Origin of the sequence: Streptomyces sp. NPDC047002 (assembly GCF_040704505.1) — a bacterium.
In the GTDB taxonomy this organism is placed as follows: domain Bacteria; phylum Actinomycetota; class Actinomycetes; order Streptomycetales; family Streptomycetaceae; genus Streptomyces.
Genome location: NZ_JBEYWC010000016.1, coordinates 81,475 through 101,347, shown reverse-complemented (window position 1 = coordinate 101,347; position 19,873 = coordinate 81,475). Strand labels below are relative to the sequence as shown.

The following is a 19,873-nucleotide window of genomic DNA, read 5'->3' as shown; positions in this document are numbered from 1 at the left end:
CCGCCCTCAGAGGCGGTACGCGGCGCCCGCCGGGCTCGCGCCCCGGGTGTCGAGCAGCAACTGCGCCTTGACCGCGAGCCCTTGGAGGTCGTAGGTGCGGTGGTGCTGGAGCAGCACCGTCAGGTCGGCGTCGGCGGCCGCCTCGTAGAGCGACTCGGCGCGCGGCACGGGCAGGCCGCGCACGCCCCAGTCGAAGACGTACGGGTCGTGGTAGCTGACGCTCGCGCCGAGGTCCATCAGCCGGCCGGCGATCTCGGTGGCGGGTGACGCCTCCTGGTCGGCGAGGTCCTGCTTGTAGGTGACGCCGAGGAGCAGCACCCGGGCGCCGCGCGCGGACTTGCCGTGCTCGTTGAGGAGGGTCGCGCAGCGCTGGATCACGTACTGCGGCATGCGGCCGTTGATCTCCTGCGCGAGGCCGACCATCCGCAGCGGGTGCGGGTGGCCGGGGGCGCGTCCGGTGTGCGGGAGGTAGCCGGGGTCGATGGGGACGCCGTGGCCGCCGACGCCCGGCCCCGGCCGGAACGCCTGGAAGCCGAACGGCTTGGTCTCCGCGCACCGGATGACGTCCCACAGGTCGACGCCGAGGTCGTGGCAGAGGATCGCCATCTCGTTGACGAGGGCGATGTTGACGTGCCGGAAGTTGGTCTCCAGCAGCTTGACGGTCTCGGCCTCGCGCGGGCCGCGCGCGCGGACCACCTTCTCGGCGAGCCGGCCGTAGAACGCGGCGGCCGACTCGGTGCAGGCGGGGGTGAGGCCGCCGATCACCTTGGGCGTGTTGGCGAGGCCGTGGGTGCGGCTGCCAGGGTCGAGGCGCCCGGGGGAGTACGCGAGGTGGAAGTCGCGCCCCGCGCGCAGGCCTGAGCCCTCTTCGAGCAGGTCGCGCAGGAACCCCTCGGTGGTGCCCGGCGCGACGGGCGACTCCAGCAGGACCGTGGTGTGCGGGCGCAGCCGGGCGGCGAGCGCGCGGGCCGCCTCGCCGACGGCGGTCAGGTCGGGGGTGCGGTCGGGGCCGAGGGGGGCGGGCGCGCAGATCACGGCCGTGCGGACCCGGCCGAGCTCGGCCGGGTCGGTGGTGGCGCGGAAGCCGCCCGAGAGCATGCGGCGCGCCTCGGCCGCGGTGAGCGCGCCCTCCGCGGGGGTGTGGCCCGCGGTCAGCTGGGCGACGGGCCGCGGGTCGGTGTCGAAGCCGACGGTGGCGACGCCTGCGGACACGGCGGCGCGTGCCAGCGGCAGGCCGAGGTGGCCGAGTCCGACGACGGCGAGGTCTGCGGGCATGGCGGCGGCCGTCCTTCCCTGGTCCGAGCGGTTGTGGACGCCTGCCGGGATGCGGGCGGCGGGCGGGGCGTGCACGGCGCGGGGAGCGGACGTGCACGCGGCCCCGACGCACGCAGCGGTCAGGCGCACTGTCAGACTAGGCGTAAATATGACCGTTATGTCGCATTGACGGATTGTGCAAGTCGGCGTGTTGTTGCAGGTCGGGACGGTTGCTGAGGGCCCAATCGGAATACAGCGGCCCTCATCTGACGCGGCGCCGCGCCCCGCGCGCACGGCGAAGCCGCCTCCCTGCGCCGTCCCCTGGGCCGCCCCCGCCGTCCTCCCCCCCCCGGCCCGCCGCGGGCCGCAGCCCGCCGCGCGGGCGCGGGAGTTGGGGGCCGAGGCGGGACTACGGGCGCCGGGCGGGGGCACCCGGTCAGCGGCGCGTGCTCCACGGGCGCGCGTCCGGACCCCCGCCGCCGGTTCCGGGGTGGTGTCGGCGGTGGGGGCCCGGCCAGGCGGGGCGGCCGGTGCGGGTGATGCGCGTGCGCCGGGCACATGCCCCCGCTCCGGCGCGGGGCGGCGAACGGCTGCGCTACCTTCTGACCCGGGGGCAGCCGGGGTCGCCGCGTGGGGGACAATGGAGCCTCTGGCAGGGCGCGTTACGGGATTCGCAGAGGGGACGCATGTCGGAGGCTGAGCAGCCGCAGAGAGCGGCGCGGGACCCGCAGCGGGACGAGCCCCGACGGGACGCGCCCACGCCGGAAGAACCCGCAGGTGACGAGGGCGCACGGCCGCCACGGCAGGACGCCGGGGCCGCGCGGGGCGCCGAGGCGCCGCCCGCGCCGACGCGCGCGAAGGCGTCCCCGCCGGGCGCCGGGGCCGCGCCTGCGGGCTCCTCGCGCGACGCGCGGAGCGAGGAAGGCGCCCCCACGGACGACGCCCGCCCCGCGCGGGACGCCGTCGCGGCGCCCGGTGGTGAGTCCGCGTCGGCCGCCGGGTCCGCGCGGGCGGACGCCCCGGGCGGCGACGCGTCGGGTGCGCAGGACGGGAAGCCGGTGCGGGCCGCCGCGTCCGCCCGTAAGGGGCCGGCGCGTGACGCGGACCCCGAGCCGGGCGCGCCCGCGGCGGACGCCGGCGTGCGGCCGGCGGCGGCGCGCGGGAAGGCGTCACGGGACGCCGGGTCCGCCGCGGCGGGGGCTTCGCGGGAGGCGAAGCCGGAGGCGGGTGGGGCGGAGCCCCGGCTGCTGGCCGGGCGCTACCGGCTCAACGGCGTGCTGGGGCGCGGCGGCATGGGCACGGTGTGGCGCGCCCTCGACGAGATGCTCGGGCGCACGGTCGCGGTGAAGGAGCTGCGCTTCCCCTCCAGCATCGACGACGACGAGAAGCGACGCCTCATCACCAGGACGCTGCGCGAGGCCAAGGCGATCGCCCGCATCCGCAACAGCGGGGCCGTGACGGTCTTCGACGTGGTGGACGAGGACGACAGGCCCTGGATCGTGATGGAGCTCATCGAGGGCAAGTCCCTCGCCGAGGTCATCCGCGAGGACGGCACGCTCACCCCGCGCCGCGCCGCCGAGGTCGGCCTCGCCATCCTCGACGTGCTCAGGCAGGCGCACCGCCAGGGCATCCTGCACCGCGACGTGAAGCCGTCGAACGTGCTGATCGCCGAGGAGGGCCGCGTCGTCCTCACCGACTTCGGCATCGCGCAGGTGGAGGGCGACCCCTCCGTCACGTCCACCGGCATGCTCGTCGGCGCGCCCTCGTACATCTCGCCCGAGCGGGCCCGCGGCCACAAGCCGGGCCCCGCCGCCGACCTCTGGTCGCTCGGCGGCCTGCTGTACGCGGCGGTCGAGGGCACCCCGCCCTACGACAAGGGCTCCGCCATCGCCACGCTCACCGCCGTGATGACCGAGTCCGTCGACCCGCCCAAGCACGCGGGCCCGCTGACGGAGGTCATCTACGGCCTCCTCGCCAAGGACCCCGAACAGCGCCTCGACGACGCCAGGACGCGCGCCCTGCTGCTGCGCGTCGTCGACGCGCCGGAGGTGCGGGAGGAGGAGCAGGAGCCCGCGGGGCTGGACGCGACCCGAGTCGTCCCCCTCGCCGCGCTCCCCACGACCCCGCAGCCCCCCGCCAAGGCGCCGGCCGCGCGCCCCGCGAAGCCGCAGCGCGCGGCCGGCGCCGCGGCCACCCGCCCGACCGCGGCCATGGCGTCCGTGGGCGCGGCCCCCGCGCGCGGCGTGCCGCAGCGCGCGCCGCTCTCCGACGTCGTGTCGCGCAGGACGATGGTGATCGTCGCCGTGGTGGTGGCGCTGGCCGTCGTGGGAGTGGTGCTCGGCATCGTCCTCAGCTCGGGCGACGGCTCGGCCGAGGGCAAGGACAAGGGCAAGCAGGACCAGGGGGCGTCGGCGGGCGCGGCGGGCGGCGGTTCGCCGGCCGGCAGCCCGCGGTCGGACCGTACGCGCTCCGCCTCGCCGTCCTCCTCTTCCTCCGGGTCCTCGGGCGCCACCGCGCCCTCCGGCGGTGCCTCGCACCGGGGCTCCCCGAGCACGGGCGCCTCCGGCGGCGCGAGCGGCGGCTCCGCGCTGCCCGCCGGGTACGCCACCGTCGCCGACGGGCAGTTCCACTTCTCCATGGCCATGCCGAAGGGCTTCCACAAGACCGCCACGGCCGGGCAGAACTCCGGCGGCATATTCAGCGCGGACGGCGGATTCCCGCGCATACAGGTGGACTTCACGAGCAGCCCGACGCAGAGCGCGCTCGCCGCCTGGACGCAGCTCGAACCCGCCGTGCGCGGCAGCAGCAGCCACTACAAGCTCATCGGCATCAAAAAGGCCGACTACAAGGGCTATCCGACCGTCGCGGACTGGCAGTTCGAGCGGGAGCAGAACGGCCGGCGGATGACGGTCCTCGACCGCGGCTTCCGCGTCGACTCCAAGCACGGCTACTCGATCATGGTGACCTGCCCGTCGAGCGAGTGGGACGGCTCCGCGTGCACGACGCTCCGCGCCACCGCGTTCGACACGTTCAAGCCGTCCACCTAGAGGGTTTCGGCCATACGATCTTCGCCAATTGTCACGGAAGGTGACCCTCCGCATCTCGTTGCCGCGACGGGCGGCGCCTGGGCTTGCGGACACGTATGGTGAGAGGTCGCGGACCGTACGCAGTCGTAAGAAGCCGCAAGACGACCGGAATTGACGGCTCGGCAAGAACGCGCGACCGGTCCGGCCGACGGGCCGGCGTGGGGAGGCATCGTGGAGGACTACGCGGGACGGGTGCTGGCCGACCGCTATCGCCTGCCGCTGCCCCCCGAGGACGCGTACGAGGTCGCCGAGACCAGGGCGTTCGACACGTACAGCGGCCAGGAGGTGCTGGTACGCCAGGTGCCGCTGCCCGAGGTCGTCGAGGCCGAGATGGTCGGCCCCGACGGCGGCGCGGTCGCCCACGCGGGCGGCGCCGCGCAGCGCGGCCCCGCCGACCCGGCCGTGCGCCGCGCGATCGACGCGGCGCAGAACGCGGCGCAGGTCCCCGACCACCCGCGGCTCGACCAGGTCTTCGACGTATTCTCCGAGGCCGGCTCGCTGTGGATCGTGAGCGAACTGGTCGCGGCGCGCCCGCTGTCCGCGCTCCTCGCCGAGCGCCCCCTGACCCCCTACCGCGCCGCGGAGATCGCCTCCGACGTGCTCACCGCCGTGCGCGTGCTGCACGGCCACGGCTGGGTGCACCGCAACATCACCGCCCGCACGGTGCTCGTCTGCGACGACGGCCGCGTCGTCCTCACCGGCCTCGCCGCAGGGGCGGCCGAGGAGGCCCTGTGCGGGTACGACCCGGTGCCTGAGCCGCCGGGGCAGGGCTCCTTCGCGGACCCGGGCGCCGCGCCCTCCGCCGTGCCGCACCAGGAGCGCGAGCAGGCGCCAGGACGCGAGGTCCCCGAGGCGCGTGAGCGGTCGGCCTTCGCCCCGCCGCCGCCCGCCGCCCCCGGCTACGAGCTGCCCGGCACGCCCTACGCGTCCCCCGAGTCGTACGCCGGGCCCTACGGCCCGGGGCAGGCCGAGCCGCGCGCGGCGGAGGGCGGCCCTTCCACGGCCGGGGTGCCCGCGCCGCAGGGCCATGCGGCCTTCGGCGGGCAGAGCCCGTACGGCGCCTCGTCGGGCACCTCGGGCGCGCTGCCGCGCCCGCCCCGCCAGCAGAGCACGCCCGGCGTGCCCGCGCCCTACGGCGGGCCCAACGCGCAGCCCGCGCTGCCCTCGGCCAACAGCGCGTCGGAGGCGGTGCGCGCGGCGCGCGCAGGCGCCATCGCCGCGTACCGCGCGGGGGCGCGCGCCGCCGCCCGCGTCTCCGACGACGAGCGCTCGGGGCAGCACGCCGTGCCGGGCGGCGCGGCGGGGGAGCAGCGGCAGCCCGCCGCCGAGCGGCGGGAGGCGCCGCCGCAGGACCGGCCGTGGCAGCCGGAGCAGCCGCGGTACGGGGAGCAGCCCGCGACCCCGCAGGACGGCCTGGGCGCACCCGACCCCCGGACCCCGCAGGACACGCAGGACGCAGACGCAGGGGGCACCGGAGGCGCGCAGGCCGCCCCGGGCACACAGGGCGCTCAGGGCGCTCAGGGTGCCGACCCCGGGCGGCCCGCGCCGCAGGCCCCCGCGCCCGACTGGTGGAGCACCCCGCCGAGCGGGTTCGGCGACCCGGAGGCCGACACGGACGACGACGAACCGCCGTCCCCGTACCGCCCGCGGCTCGCCGGCACGTGGCGCGACGGACCCGAGCCGTGGAACGACGCGGCGGGCGGCGTCCCCGCCGGCGGTGGCGGCGACCGGCCGCGCGGCCGCACGCCCGCCCTGCCCGCCGGGTACACCCCGGCCCACGGCGGCCGCGAGGACGCGCTGCGCGCCGACGCACGGCGCGCGGGCGAGGGCGGCGACCCGCGGTACGCGCCGCAGGCGCAGCGGCCCGCGCCGCTCGTCCCCGCGGCGGACGCGGGGAGCCGCTGGGACGCCCCCGTGCCGGTGGGCGCGGCCGCCGCGCGCTACGGCGGCCCTGCCACCCCGCTCGCCGCCGAGCGCGCGCGCCAGGCGCGGATCGCCGTCGTCGGCGCCGTCACCGAGCGCTGGTCGCCCGAGCAGGCGGGGCCCGTCCACGAGAACTGGCAGCTCGCCGCGCCGATCGGCCCGGCGACCGACCTGTGGGCGCTCGGCGCGCTGCTGTACCGCGCGGTCCAGGGCCACGCGCCCTATCCCGAGGACAGCGCGGCCGAACTGGTGCAGCTGGTCTGCTCCGAGCCGCCCGCCTTCGCCGAGGAGTGCGGCCCGCTGCGGCCCGTCGTGGAGTCGCTGCTGCGCCAGGACCCCACCGAGCGGCCGGACTTCGAGGAGCTGCGCGGCTGGCTGCGCTCCCTCGTCAGGTCGGCGCCCGAGCCGGACGCGGGGCAGGACCTGGTGTCCGTGCCGACCGAGGACGGCAGGCTGCCGATCAAGCGCCGCAAGGGCGAACTCGTGCGCAAGCGCCGCCGCTTCGGCCGCAAGGCGGGCGCGGGCCGCGAGACGGGTGGCCACGGCCACCGCCGCGGCAAGGGCAGGCAGCAGCGCGGTGGCGCCTACGCCTACGCGGAGCAGCCGCCCCTGCGCGAGCGCCCCCCCGACCTGCCGCTGCCGCCGGGCGAGGGTGCGGCCGCGCCGTCCTGGGCGGCCGACGGCGCCCGCGACACGGCGTACGGGGCCGCGTACGACACCTCGGACGGCGGCGACCTGGGCGCCGAGCTGTTCGGGCGCGGCGGGGAAACCCCCTCGGCCCCCCGCAGGAACCGTGCGCCCAAGCGGTCGTCGGGCGGCCGCGCGCCCCGCTCGCTCGGCCGGACGCTGCTCGTCCTCATCCTGCTGCTGCTCGTCGGCGCGATCGTCTACGCGATGGTGTTCCTGCCGAAGTCGGGCGAGGACCGGGGACAGAGCGTCCGGGAGGCGCCCACGAGCGCCCCTGCGGCCGCGGGCGGCCGGAGCGCGGCGCCGCCCGCCTCCCCGTCGCCCGGCGGGGACGCGGGCGGGGCAGGCGGCGGCGCGACCGACGCGCCCACCCTCGCCGCGGGCTCGGGCACCCACCTCGCGAAGGGGTACGTGCTGCGCAAGGACCCCGAGGGCTTCCAGGTCGCGGTCAGGAAGGACTGGCAGCGCCACCCGGTCAACGACAGCGGCCAGGTCCGCTACACCAGCGGCGACTTCACCCTGATCGTCGTGCCGGGCCGGGACACGGTGCAGGCGGACGGCTCCGACCCGCTCGTCTACCAGAGCGACAAGGAGCCCGAGCTCCAGCCCTTCCGCTCCTCGACCTGGGCGAGCGCGTCCGGGCTGCGCAGGATCGACGTCGGGCAGCAGGCGATGGCCGAGGGCCAGTACACCTGGCAGGACGCCAACGGCAGGACGGTGTACGTGCGCAACCTCGCGATGATCATCGGCGGGCGCTACCACGTCGTCCAGGTCATCGGCCCCGACAGCCAGCGCGACGAGGTCAGCGGGATCTACCAGCAGGCCACCGCCTCGTACAAGGTGCTCGGCTGAGGCGCAAGCCCCCGTCTCCACAAGGCTGCTGACGCCGTGTAGGCAGTGGCCCACAACAGGCGTCACAGGTAGGTCTCTTGGGTGCGCCCGTGTTCCGTGGCGTCAGGGGCGCTTCGTACGCTGTGGGGGCGACGAACAGGGCGGGGGACGTGGACGATTCACAGAGCACGGGCGCGGGGATGCTGCTCGCGGGCCGCTACCGTCTCACCGAGGCCATCGGCAGCGGCGGCATGGGCCGGGTGTGGCGCGCGCAGGACGAGGTGCTCCACCGGACGGTCGCCGTCAAGGAGTTGACGGCAGGTCTGTATGCGACGGAGGCGGAACGCGCCGTACTCAACGGCCGTACGAGAACCGAGGCGCGGGCCGCCGCCAGGATCTCCCACCCGAACGTCGTCACCGTCCACGACGTGCTGGACCACGACGACAGGCCGTGGATCGTCATGCAGTACGTGGACGGCCGCTCGCTCTCCGACATCGTCAAGGAGTCGGGGCGGCTCGACCCGCGCGAGGCGGCCAGGATCGGCGAGTCCGTGCTCGGCGCGCTGCGCGCGGCGCACGCGGCGGGTGTCCTGCACCGGGACGTGAAGCCCGCCAACGTGATGCTGGCGCGCGACGGGCGCGCGCTCCTCGCGGACTTCGGCATAGCCGCGGTCGAGGGCGACGCCTCCGTCACCAGGACCGGTGAACTCATCGGCTCCGTCGAGTACTTGGCGCCCGAGCGGGTGCAGGGCGCGGCGCCGGGTCCCGCGTCGGACCTCTGGTCGCTCGGCGCGACGCTGTACACGGCCGTGCAGGGCGTCTCGCCGTACCACCGCGACAGCGCGCTCGCCACGCTCCAGGCGGTCGTCACCGACGAGGCGCCGTACCCCTCGGCCGCCGGTGAACTCGGCCCGGTGATCGTCGCGATGCTCCGCAAGGACCCGGCGGAGCGGCCGGAGGCGGCGCAGTGCGCGCTGCTGCTCGCCGACGTGGCGGCCGGCCGCGCCACCGGGACCTTCGCGCACCCGACGGCCGGGTACACCGCGCCGGTCAGCTCGTACGGCACCCCGCGCCCCGCACCGTACGGCGGCGGGGCGCCCGGATACGGCACCGCGTCGGGGACGCCCCCGTACGGCGCCCCGCAGGGCCCGCAGGGCTACGGGCAGGTGCCGCAGCAGCAGGGCGCGTACGGCTACCCGGGAGGGCTCCCCACCCACCAGGGGGCGTACGGGCCGCAGGCGGGCCCCACCGGGCCCGTGCCCCCGGCGGCCACCGGTCCTGCGGCGCAGGGCCCGGGCGGCCGGCGCGGCTCGCGCCGCAGGGCCGTCGCGCTCGCCGTCGCCGCCGCCGTGCTGATCGGCGGCGGGATCGGCTACGGCGTCACGCAGTTCGGCGGCTCACAAGGCCGGGCGGACGGCGGCGCCACCGTCGACCCCACCCACCGCGGCACGGGCACGGGCGCGGGCGGCGGCAGCTCGCCCTCGCCGGGCGGCGGCTCGCCGGGCAAGGGCGCGTCGGCGGGCGACGGCGGGGGCCAGGGGGCGGGCGACGCGCCGGCCGGCTGGCAGCGCGTGGACGCGCCCGAGGGGTTCAGCATCTGGCTGCCCGACGGGTACGTGCGCGTGCCGGGCGTCAAGACGATCGACTACAGCCCCGACGGGGACCAGCACTTCGTGCGCATCTCCATCGACACGCAGCCCGACTTCCCGACCCCGCTCGGCCACCTCAAGAACCTGGAGGGCTCGGGCGGCAAGGTCGGCACGCTGCCCGACTACCACCGCATCACCCTCGACCACGACACCTACCGGGACCAGAAGCTCGCCGCGCGCTGGGAGTTCACCTGGAATCAGGACGCCAAGCAGGGCCCGCCAGGCCCGCGCACCGCCGCCGACCTGATGTACGTGGACGGCGACACCGGCACCGAGTACGCCGTCTACATGTCGGGCCCCACCGCGGACTGGGACGACGCGCGCTTCGCCACGGTCCTGCGCGGCTGGCAGCCGCCGGCGCACCCGGGCGGCTGAGCGGCGCACCCCGGCGCCCGAGCGGCGGCCCTGGCCGCCGGTCCTGGCGGCCCGCGGCCCGCGGCGGTGACCGCGCGGTGAAGAAGGTTACCGCCGGGTACCCAAAGCCGTGGATGCGGCATACGCTCGCCGCATGACGGACGCAGAGTCGACGAAGTCAGCGGCGGCAGCCGGAGCGGGCGCGCCGCGGGCCGCGGGCGCAGGGGACGCGACCGGCACCAACCCGGTCGCGCAGGCCCCGGCCGCCGCCCGCACCGCGGCCGACGTCGTCACACCGGAGCTGGTGGCCAGGCTGGCCAGGGGCGTCGTCGGCTCGGGCGGCTTCGCGAGCCACACCCCTTACACCGGCGAGGTGCTCGCCGAGCTGCCCGTCTCCGACCCCTCCGACGTGGCGGCCGCCTTCGAGCGGGCCCGCGCGGCGCAGCCCGCCTGGGCCGCGCTGCCGGTCCGCAGCCGCGCCGCCGTCCTGCTGCGCTTCCACGACCTGCTGCTCGACCGGCAGACCGAGGCGCTCGACCTGATCCAGCTGGAGACGGGCAAGGCCAGGTCGCACGCGCACGAGGAGGTCCAGGGCGTCGCCGTGGAGGCCAGGCACTACGGCCGCGCCGCGCGCGCCTACCTGGGGCCGCACCGCCGCACCGGCGTCGTACCCGCCCTGACGCGGGTCACCGAGCTGCGGCAGCCGAAGGGCGTCATAGGGCAGATAGTGCCGTGGAACTACCCGCTGGAACTCTCGGTCGGCGACGCGCTGCCCGCGTTCGCCGCGGGCAACGCGGTCGTGATGAAGCCGGATTCGGAGACCGCGCTGACCGCCCTGTGGGCGCGCGAGCTGCTCGTCGAGGCGGGGCTGCCGCCCGAGGTCTTCCAGGTGGTGCTCGGCGAGGGCCGGGTCGTCGGGCCCGAGGTGGTGCGCCACGCCGACTACGTCGCGTTCACCGGCTCCACCCGCACGGGCCGCGAGGTCGCGCGCGGCGCGGCCGAGCGCCTCGTCGGCGTCTCGCTCGAACTCGGCGGCAAGAACGCGATGCTGGTGCTCGCCGACGCCGACGTGGAGAAGGCGGCCGCGGGCGCGGTGCGCGCCTGCTTCTCCTCCGCGGGCCAGCTGTGCGTGTCGATCGAGCGCATCTATGTGCACGAGTCGGTCGCCGACGCGTTCACCGAGCGGTTCACCGCCCGGGTGCGGGCGATGCGGCTCGGCTCCGCGCTGGCGTACGGCGCCGACATGGGCTCCCTGTGCGGCGAGCGCCAGCTGAAGACGGTGAGCGCGCACGTCGAGGACGCCGTGGCGAAGGGCGCCACGGTCCTCGCGGGCGGCACGGCGCGCCCCGACATCGGCCCGTACTTCTACGAGCCGACCGTGCTGACCGGCGTGGACGAGCCGATGGCGGTCTGCGCCGACGAGACGTTCGGCCCGGTCGTGTCGCTGTACCGGGTGCGCGACGACGAGGAGGCCGTGGTCCGCGCCAACGAGGGCCGCTACGGCCTCAACGCCAGCGTCTGGTCCCGCAGTCCGCGCCACGGCGCCGCCGTGGCGCGCCGGCTGCGCACCGGCACCGTCAACGTCAACGAGGGGTACGCGGCCGCCTACGGCAGTGTCCGCGCGCCCATGGGCGGCATGAAGGACTCGGGGCTCGGCAGGCGCCACGGCGCCCCCGGCATCCTGAAGTTCACCGAGGTCCAGACGGTGGCCAGGCAGAGCCTGCTGCCGCTCGCGCCGTCGTTCGGCATGGACGACGCGGCCTATGCCCGGTTCATGACCCGCAGCCTGCGCGCGATGAAGGCGATACGCCTGCGCTGAGCGGTGCCGGCGCCGAGAGGGAGGCAGGAAGCTTGCCCACGGAACAGTTCCCGAACGCCCCCGCGCGATCCCTGCCGGAGGACGACGACGCCGCATACGACTACGACGTGGTCGTGGTCGGCTCCGGGTTCGGCGGCTCGGTCGCCGCCCTGCGCCTGACGGAGAAGGGCTACCGCGTCGGCGTGCTCGAAGCGGGCCGCCGCTTCACCCGCGAGACCCTGCCGAAGAACTCCTGGGACGTGCGCAACTACCTCTGGGCGCCCGCGCTCGGCCTGTACGGCATCCAGCGCGTGCACCTGCTCGGCAACGTGATGGTGCTCGCGGGCGCGGGCGTCGGCGGTGGCTCGCTCAACTACGCCAACACGCTGTACGTGCCGCCGCCCGCCTTCTTCACCGACCCGCAGTGGGCGTCGATCACCGACTGGCGCGACGAGCTCGCCCCGTACTACGACCAGGCCCGGCGCATGCTCGGGGTGCGCACCAACCCGACGACGACCCCGTCGGACGTGCACCTGAGGGCGGCGGCCGAGGCGATGGGCGTGGGGGAGACCTTCCGGCTCGCGCCGGTGGGCGTGTTCTTCGGCGACGGCGCCGACGCCGTGGAGGACGGGGCCGCCGGCGGCGCGGTCGCGCCCGGCACCCGGGTGCCCGACCCGTACTTCGGCGGCGCGGGCCCCGAGCGCACGGCCTGCACCGAGTGCGGCGAGTGCATGACGGGGTGCAGGCACGGCGCGAAGAACACGGTGACCGAGAACTACCTCCACCTCGCGGAGCGCGCGGGCGCCGTGGTCCACCCGATGACGACGGTGGCGGCCGTGACCGAGCACCGCGGCGGCGGCCACCGCGTGGTCACCGTGCCGACCGACGCCCGCCGCAGGCGGGGCGCCCACCGGGTGCTCAGGTCGCGGTACGTGGTCGTCGCGGCCGGTACGTACGGCACGCAGACGCTGCTGCACACCATGCGGGACCGCGGCCTGCTGCCCCGGCTCTCGCCCAGGCTCGGCGAGCTGACCCGCACCAACTCCGAGGCGCTGGTGGGCGCGCAGACCGACGACCGGCGCTACCGGGCGCGGCACGGCGCCGAGGGCGCCGACTTCACCCGGGGCGTCGCGATCACCTCGTCGGTCCATCCGGACGAGCACACGCACGTGGAGCCCGTGCGCTACGGGCGCGGCTCGAACGCGATGGGCGCGCTGTCCATCCTCCAGGTGCCCTACGGCGAACACCGGGTGCGCGGCTGGTTCGGCCGCGCCGCGCGCCACCCGGCGCAGCTGCTGCGGTCGCTGTCCAACCGCCGCTGGTCGGAGCGGACCATCATCGGGCTGGTGATGCAGTCGCTCGACAACTCCCTGACGACGTACCGCAGGCCGCGCGGGCCTGGCAAGGGGCTGCTCACCGCGCGGCAGGGCAGGGGCGAGCCCAACCCGAAGCAGATACCGGCGGCGACGCGTGCCGCCTCGCTGCTCGCGGAGGAGATCGGCGGCTTCCCAGGCAGCAATGTGGGCGAGCTGATGGGCACCCCGCTGACCGCGCACTTCCTGGGCGGCTGCGCGATCGGGGCGTCGGCGGACGAGGGCGTGATCGACCCGTACCACAGGGTCCACGGACACCCGGGGATCTCGGTCGTCGACGGCTCTGCGGTCTCCGCCAACCTCGGCGTCAACCCGGCGCTGACGATCACCGCGCAGGCGGAGCGCGCGATGTCGCTCTGGCCGAACAAGGGCGAGGCCGACCCGAGGCCCGCGCAGGGCGAGCCGTATGCCCGGCTGCGCGCGGTGGAGCCGAAGGCGCCCGCCGTGCCGGACGGGGCGTTCGGGGCGCTGCGGCTGCCGTTCGTGCCGCTGCCCGAGGTGCCGCACGCGCGGGGGGCCGCCGACTCCTGAGGGGACACCGCAAGGGACGCTGCACCCCCCTCCGAGTGCAGCGTCCCTTGATCGGGTCAACGCATGCAAGACCAGCGACCCGCGTAGATGGTTGTCATCCGACTCTGCGGATCCTGTGTGAGGCGCGTCACAACGGCGGGTCGCCGGGAGGGGGGCGTGCGGGGTGCCGGCGGGCAGTCGCCGGGGTCGCCGGGGGAACGGACGCGGCCGGTCCCGGGCGTCCCCGGAACCGGCCGAGCCGGGTGACCGGGCTGCTGTCCCCTGCCGTCCGGTCACCGTCGCCGGGGTGCGGTCCCACGGCGCACCTCAGGTACGCCACACACCCCGGCAGAGCCACGCGTGGATGCTGCTGATCACTGCTCGGTACTGCCTCGCCCGTGCCTGGCGGGCACGGACGCACGGTCCAACGAAGCCCCGGCGCGCCCGGTCACGCGCCGTACGGGTGAGAGCCCGCACGCCCCCTTGCCGAACGGGGATGCGAGCCGCGCCGCCCGCGGTTCAGGCGCGCCCGCGCGACAGTTCGAGCAGGGTCAGCGCGAGGCCGGCGCCCGGCCTGCCGAGGGCCGTGCTGTAGTGCGTGAGGATCTCGTTCTCGCGCGCGATGTTCACCCGGCGGCCGCCGGAGGACATGCGCGCCTCCTGGATGACGGCCGAGACCGCCATCCGTTCCTGGATGAGGCCGATGATGCGGTCGTCGAGCGCGTCGATGCGCTCGCGCGCGCCCTCGATGACGGTGGTGGCCTCGGGGGTGTGGGCGCCGGTCGCTGTGGTCATGGCGGGTGCTCCTCGTGCGGTGGCGGGCGGAGCCCCGGGTGCGGGTGCGGCCCGGAATGCGAAAGCGCCCCGGGACCGTGCCGGTCCGGGGCGCTTTCGGAAGTCGCTTGTCAGCTCAGCAAGCGGCACGACCGTGGCACCCGGACTGGCCGGTGCCATAGGTAAAGACGAAGGTCGTGTGCTCGCGCATACCGGCAGTATGGACCCGCCGCACGGCGCGGACCAAAGCGGCGTTCGCATCCTGAGACGGCCACGCCGCGCCGCCCGGCACGGACCGCCGGCGCCCGGCGCCTGCGGGTGCGGGCGGAGCCGGCGTCGCGGGGGCGCCGGTAGAATCGGCAGGACCGACCGACCACACCGCCCCACCGCCGGAAGGCCGCCCGTGCCAGCAGCACCACCCACCGCAGCCCACTCCCCCGAGGACACGGTCCTGGTCGTGGACTTCGGCGCGCAGTACGCCCAGCTCATCGCCCGCCGGGTCCGCGAGGCCCGGGTCTTCAGCGAGATCGTGCCGTCCACCATGCCGGTGGCCGAGATGCTCGCCAAGCGGCCGAAGGCGATCATCCTGTCCGGCGGCCCCTCGTCGGTGTACGCGGAGGGCGCGCCCCGCCTCGACGCCTCGCTGTTCGAGGCGGGCGTCCCCGTCTTCGGCATGTGCTACGGCTTCCAGCTGATGGCGACGGCGCTCGGCGGCACCGTCGAGGCGACCGGCACCCGGGAGTACGGCGGCACCCCGCTGCACGTCTCGAAGCCCGGCTCGACCCTCTTCGAGGGCACGCCCGCCGAGCAGTCCGTGTGGATGTCCCACGGCGACACCTGCTCGGCCGCGCCCGCCGGCTTCACCGTCACGGCCGCCACCGACCTGGTCCCGGTCGCCGCCTTCGAGAACGACGAGAAGAAGCTCTACGGCGTCCAGCACCACCCCGAGGTCATGCACTCGACGTACGGGCAGCAGGTGCTTGAGCACTTCCTGTACCGCGGCGCCGGCATCGACCCGACGTGGACCACGGAGAACGTGGTGGACGAACAGGTCGCGGAGATCCGCGCCAGGGTCGGCACCAAGCGCGCGATCTGCGGCCTGTCGGGCGGCGTGGACTCCGCGGTCGCGGCCGCGCTCGTACAGAAGGCCATCGGCACGCAGCTGACCTGCGTCTACGTGGACCACGGCCTGATGCGCAAGGGCGAGACCGAGCAGGTCGAGAAGGACTTCGTCGCGGCGACGGGCGTACAGCTCAAGGTCGTCGACGCGTCCGAGCGCTTCCTCGCCGCGCTGGCCGGAGTCTGTGACCCCGAGCAGAAGCGGAAGATCATCGGCCGGGAGTTCATCCGCGTCTTCGAGCAGGCGCAGGCGGAGATCGTCGCCGAGGCGGGCGCGGAGGGCGAGGACGTCGCGTTCCTCGTCCAGGGCACCCTCTACCCGGACGTCGTGGAGTCGGGCGGCGGCACGGGCACCGCGAACATCAAGTCCCACCACAACGTCGGCGGGCTCCCCGACGACATCGAGTTCGAGCTGATCGAGCCGCTGCGCAAGCTGTTCAAGGACGAGGTCAGGATGGTCGGGCAGGAACTCGGCCTGCCGGAGGAGATCGTCCAGCGCCAGCCCTTCCCCGGACCCGGACTCGGGATCAGGATCGTCGGCGACGTGACGCGCGAGCGGCTCGACCTGCTGCGCGAGGCCGACGCGATCGCCCGCGAGGAGCTGACGGCCGCGGGCCTCGACCGCGACATCTGGCAGTGCCCCGTGGTGCTGCTCGCCGACGTGCGCTCCGTGGGCGTGCAGGGCGACGGCCGCACCTACGGGCACCCGATCGTGCTGCGGCCCGTCTCGTCCGAGGACGCGATGACCGCCGACTGGTCCCGCCTCCCGTACGACGTGCTGGCGAAGATCTCCACCCGCATCACCAACGAGGTCGCCGAGGTCAACCGCGTGGTCCTCGATGTGACGAGCAAGCCCCCCGGCACCATCGAGTGGGAGTAGCCGCGCCGGCCCTCCGTACGCGCCGCCACTCGCGCGTACGGAGGGCCGCCGCGTTCCTCAGCGCCCCGTCAGCGGGTACGACACGAAGGCGAAGCGCTCGCTGTCGGGCGCCCAGCTGTTGACGTTGAGGGTGCCCTGCCCGCCGAAGAGGGCGTGGCTGTGCACGGGCGCCGCCCAGTCGTCGGTCCGCACGAGCCGGACGGCGACGTCCAGGTCCGCCGGGTGCCCGAGCGTGCCCGAGGGGAACGACAGGTAGGTGGCGTACCGCCCGTCGGGCGACACGTGCGGGAACCAGTCGACGGTGTCCGAGGCGAGCAGCCGCTCGGCGGGCCCGCCGAGCGCGGGCACGCGGGCGAGCTGGGCGTGGCCAGGCGCCTCGGTGAAGGACTCGGTGTTGAAGAGGATCCAGGCGCCGTCGGGGGAGTACTCGGGCCCGTCGATGTGGCCCTCGCCCGTGTCGAGGACCCGGCTCGGCCCGCCCGCCGCGGGCATCAGCGCGAGCCTGCCGGGCGCGCCGGGCTCGCCGCGCGGGATCAGCACGTGGGCGAGGGTCGCGCCGTCCGGGCTGACGCCGTGCAGGTAGTGGTGGACGGAGTCGTCCTCGGTGAGGCGGGCGCCGTCGCCGCCGGTCGCGGGCGCCGCGTACAGGTGGCCGTCCGTGCCGGACACGTACACCGTGTCGCCGTCGGGCGAGAGCACGTGGTCGTTGTTGACCTGCGGTACGCCCCGCAGCTCCACCACTTCGGGCTCCGCGCCCTCGCGCACGTCGAGGCGCCACAGCAGGCCGTCGCCGTTGAGCAGCAGACTCCCGCCGTCGTGGCTCCAGTTGGGGGCTTCGAGCAGCACGCGGTCCGTCTCGTAGAGCGGTGCGGGCGCGCCGGGGCCCGTGGTGGCCGTCCAGACGACGGTGCGCTGGCCCGCCGCGAGCGTGCGCCCTCGCGGCCCGGCCCCGGTGTGCTCGCTGTCGGTCATGGAAGCACCGGGCCTCTCTCCTCGCGGACGCCGCCGTGCGGCGCGGGACCTGGCGATGATCAACGCGTCCGCCGCCTCGTGTCAACGGCGGTGCGGCCCGGGTGTGCGGCAGGGCGGCCCCGGCGGTGCGGCGCGGCGGCCCCGCGTGTGCGCCACGGAAGCCGTTATGTCCTGTTTTACGGTTTCCCGATGCGCAAGGTGCCCTGGTGGATCGTGGTCCCCGCGTCGGCCGCCCCCGTCCTGCTGGTCGGCGGCTGGTGGGTCGCCCAGCTGCTCCAGGGCCCGCGCTACGACCCGGCCACCACGTCGATCAGCGTCCTCGGCGCCTACGGCGCGCCCGGCTACTGGGTGCTGACGTGCGCCCTGCTCGCGCTCGGCGCCTGCTATCTCGCGATCGCCGCGGGCCTGCGGCAGGCGGCGGCCGCGGGCCGCGTGGCGCTCGCCGGCGGCGGTGCCGCCTCGCTCGCGCTGACGCTGGTCCCCGCGCCGAGCAGCGGCGGCTCGCTGCACCACGGCGCGATCGCCGCTGTCGGCTTCGTCCTGCTGGCGCTCTGGCCGGTGCTCGCCGTCGGGCGCGGGGGCCGCGCGGCGCCCTGGGGCCTGCGGCCGGCCCCCGCCACCGCGGCGAGCGCCCTGATGTGGATCGGCGCCACCTGGTTCTGGATCGAGCTGCACCGCGCGGGCGCCCCGCGCCTGCCGGGCACGGCGGAGCGCGTCGTCACCCTGGCCCAGGCCCTCTGGCCGCTGCTGGTCGTCCTCTCCTGCGCGCGTGCGCCCCGGCGGACGTACGCCCCTGCGCCCGGCACGCACGAGCCGCCCGCCCCCGAGACCCTGCCGGGGCCGGGCCCCGAGACCCTGCCCGGCTCCGGTCCCGCGGCGGACGGCCGCCCCGGGCGGTGGCCCGACCGTACGGGGTGAGCCCCGCGCCCCGGCGGTCCCCGGGCGCCGCACGGGACGGCGAAGGGCCCGGGGCCGGGGGCGTCACGTGGACGCCTCCGGCCCCGGGCCCTGTCGTTGCGCCGTGTCCGTCAGCCGCGTTCGGTGCGGCGGCGCCGGCCGCCGCCGCGTGCCGCCTCGGTGCGCGGCGCCTCGGTGCCGGGACGCTCCTCGCCCCGGTGCGGGCGCCTCGCGCGCGGCGCCGGGACCGTCTCGCGTGCGGCGGCGGAACCCGCGCCGCCGCGGCGCCGGCCGCCGGGCCGCGAGCCGCGGCCACGGGAGGACGAGCCCGCGGGGCGCGCCGCAGGGGCCTGCGGCGGCGTGATGACGACGGGCACGCCCGAGGGCTCGCGCGCGCCGGTGATCCGGCCCAACTCCTCGCCACTGGAGGCGACCTGTGTGGTCTGCGCGGTGATCCCCGCCGCGGTGACCAGCCGGGCGACCTCGCGCCGCTGGTCGGGCAGGACGAGCGTGACGACGAGGCCGGACTCCCCGGCGCGCGCCGTGCGGCCGCCGCGGTGCAGGTAGTCCTTGTGGTCGGCGGGCGGGTCGACGTTGACGACCAGGTCGAGCTGGTCGACGTGGATGCCGCGGGCTGCGACGTTCGTGGCGACCAGCACGTTGACCAGGCCGTCCTTGAACTGCGTCAGGGTCCTGGTGCGCTGCGACTGGGACTTGCCGCCGTGCAGGGCCGCGGCCCGTACGCCCTGCTTGAGCAGGTTCTTCGCCAGCCGGTCCGCCGCGTGCTTGGTGTCGAGGAACATCAGCACCCGGCCCTCGCGGGCCGCGATCCGCACGGTCACGGCCTGCTTGTCCAGGTCGCGCACGTGCAGCACGTGGTGCTCCATCGTGCTGACGACGCCGTCGGCGGGGTCGCCGATGTGCACCACGGGGTCGTTGAGGTAACGCCGTACGAGACGGTCGATGTTGGCGTCGAGCGTGGCGGAGAACAGCATGTGCTGCGCGTCCGGGGCGACCTGGTCGACCAGCGCGGTGACCTGCGGCATGAACCCCATGTCGGCCATCTGGTCGGCCTCGTCGAGGACGCTGATCGTCACGTCGGAGAGCACGCAGTCGCCGCGCTCCACGAGGTCGCGCAGCCGTCCGGGCGTCGCCACGACGATCTCGGCGCCCGCGCGCAGCGCGTCCGCCTGCCTGCCGATGGAGAGACCGCCGACGACGGTCGCCGTGCGCAGCCGCAGCGCCTTCGCGTACGGGGTGAGCGCGGCCTCGACCTGCTGCGCGAGCTCCCTTGTCGGGACCAGGACGAGGGCCAGCGGGCGGCGCGCGGCCGCGCGCCTGCCCGCCGTGCGGGCGAGCATGCTGAGGCCGAAGGCGAGGGTCTTGCCCGAGCCCGTCCTGCCGCGGCCGAGCACGTCGCGGCCCGCGAGCGAGTTGGGCAGCGTCGCGGCCTGTACGGGGAAGGGCACGGTGACGCCCTCGGCGGCCAGGGCGGTGAGCAGCGGGGCGGGCAGGCCCGCCTCCTCGAAGGACGCGGCGGGCGGCAGCGCGGGGGTGAGGGGCTCCGGCGCGGCGAAGGCGCGCGGCTGGGCGGTCTGGCCGCCCCTGCCGCCGCCCGAGCTGCGGCGCTGGCCGCTTCTGCGGCCGCCGGAGCCGGCCGGGCCCGAGCGGCGTGCGGAGGCTCCGCGAGAGGAGCGGGAGGACTGGTTGTCTGTGCCGGGCGATCGGTTCAAGGCTGAACCTTCCTTGATGCGGCACGTGTCAAG

Annotated in this window: 9 protein-coding genes and 2 pseudogenes; 7 read left to right on the top strand and 4 right to left on the bottom strand. The window is 76.0% G+C overall.

Annotated features, from left to right (window positions below; translation table 11 throughout):
• Positions 1 to 6: 6 nt before the first annotated feature.
• Entirely contained in the window at positions 7 to 1,275 is a 1,269-nt protein-coding gene (locus AB0910_RS17215) for a nucleotide sugar dehydrogenase (RefSeq protein WP_366745427.1), read from the bottom strand.
• Between the two features lie 665 nt (positions 1,276 to 1,940).
• Here AB0910_RS17215 and AB0910_RS17210 point away from each other — a divergent pair.
• The 5 genes from AB0910_RS17210 (at position 1,941) to AB0910_RS17190 (ending at position 13,486) form a co-directional block, all read left to right on the top strand.
• A complete protein-coding gene (locus AB0910_RS17210) occupies positions 1,941 to 4,301 on the top strand; it encodes a protein kinase (protein ID WP_366745426.1) in 2,361 nt (786 codons plus the stop codon).
• A gap of 210 nt (positions 4,302 to 4,511) precedes the next feature.
• A complete protein-coding gene (locus AB0910_RS17205) occupies positions 4,512 to 7,802 on the top strand; it encodes a protein kinase (protein ID WP_366745425.1) in 3,291 nt (1,096 codons plus the stop codon).
• A gap of 149 nt (positions 7,803 to 7,951) precedes the next feature.
• Positions 7,952 to 9,805, top strand: a complete 1,854-nt coding sequence (locus AB0910_RS17200) for a serine/threonine-protein kinase (protein ID WP_366745424.1) — start codon at positions 7,952 to 7,954, stop codon at positions 9,803 to 9,805.
• A gap of 133 nt (positions 9,806 to 9,938) precedes the next feature.
• Entirely contained in the window at positions 9,939 to 11,603 is a 1,665-nt protein-coding gene (locus tag AB0910_RS17195; protein ID WP_366745423.1) for a succinic semialdehyde dehydrogenase, read from the top strand.
• Between the two features lie 32 nt (positions 11,604 to 11,635).
• Entirely contained in the window at positions 11,636 to 13,486 is a 1,851-nt protein-coding gene (locus AB0910_RS17190; RefSeq protein WP_366745422.1) for a GMC family oxidoreductase, read from the top strand.
• 498 nt (positions 13,487 to 13,984) lie between these two features.
• Here AB0910_RS17190 and AB0910_RS17185 read toward each other — a convergent pair.
• A pseudogene (locus AB0910_RS17185) lies at positions 13,985 to 14,284 on the bottom strand (chorismate mutase); the annotation flags it as partial.
• A gap of 358 nt (positions 14,285 to 14,642) precedes the next feature.
• On the opposite strand from AB0910_RS17185, the gene guaA reads away from it, so the two are divergent.
• A complete protein-coding gene (guaA, locus tag AB0910_RS17180; RefSeq protein ID WP_366745421.1) occupies positions 14,643 to 16,238 on the top strand; it encodes a glutamine-hydrolyzing GMP synthase in 1,596 nt (531 codons plus the stop codon).
• A 57-nt stretch (positions 16,239 to 16,295) separates the two neighbouring features.
• Here guaA and AB0910_RS17175 read toward each other — a convergent pair whose 3' ends face one another.
• A complete protein-coding gene (locus AB0910_RS17175) occupies positions 16,296 to 17,210 on the bottom strand; it encodes a hypothetical protein (RefSeq protein WP_366745420.1) in 915 nt (304 codons plus the stop codon).
• Between the two features lie 189 nt (positions 17,211 to 17,399).
• Between AB0910_RS17175 and AB0910_RS17170 the strand changes: the two are divergent.
• A pseudogene (locus AB0910_RS17170) lies at positions 17,400 to 17,984 on the top strand (DUF998 domain-containing protein); the annotation flags it as partial.
• A gap of 254 nt (positions 17,985 to 18,238) precedes the next feature.
• On the opposite strand, the gene AB0910_RS17165 reads toward AB0910_RS17170, so the two are convergent.
• On the bottom strand, positions 18,239 to 19,840 hold the full coding sequence (locus AB0910_RS17165; protein WP_366745419.1) for a DEAD/DEAH box helicase: 1,602 nt from the start codon (positions 19,838 to 19,840) through the stop codon (positions 18,239 to 18,241).
• Positions 19,841 to 19,873 lie beyond the last annotated feature (33 nt).

Coding starts and splice junctions, on each gene's coding strand:
- AB0910_RS17175 (WP_366745420.1), bottom strand. CDS start 17,210: ATGACCGACAGCGAGCACACCGGGGCCGGGCCGCGAGGGCGCACGCTC.
- AB0910_RS17195 (WP_366745423.1), top strand. CDS start 9,939: ATGACGGACGCAGAGTCGACGAAGTCAGCGGCGGCAGCCGGAGCGGGC.
- AB0910_RS17210 (WP_366745426.1), top strand. CDS start 1,941: ATGTCGGAGGCTGAGCAGCCGCAGAGAGCGGCGCGGGACCCGCAGCGG.
- AB0910_RS17215 (WP_366745427.1), bottom strand. CDS start 1,275: ATGCCCGCAGACCTCGCCGTCGTCGGACTCGGCCACCTCGGCCTGCCG.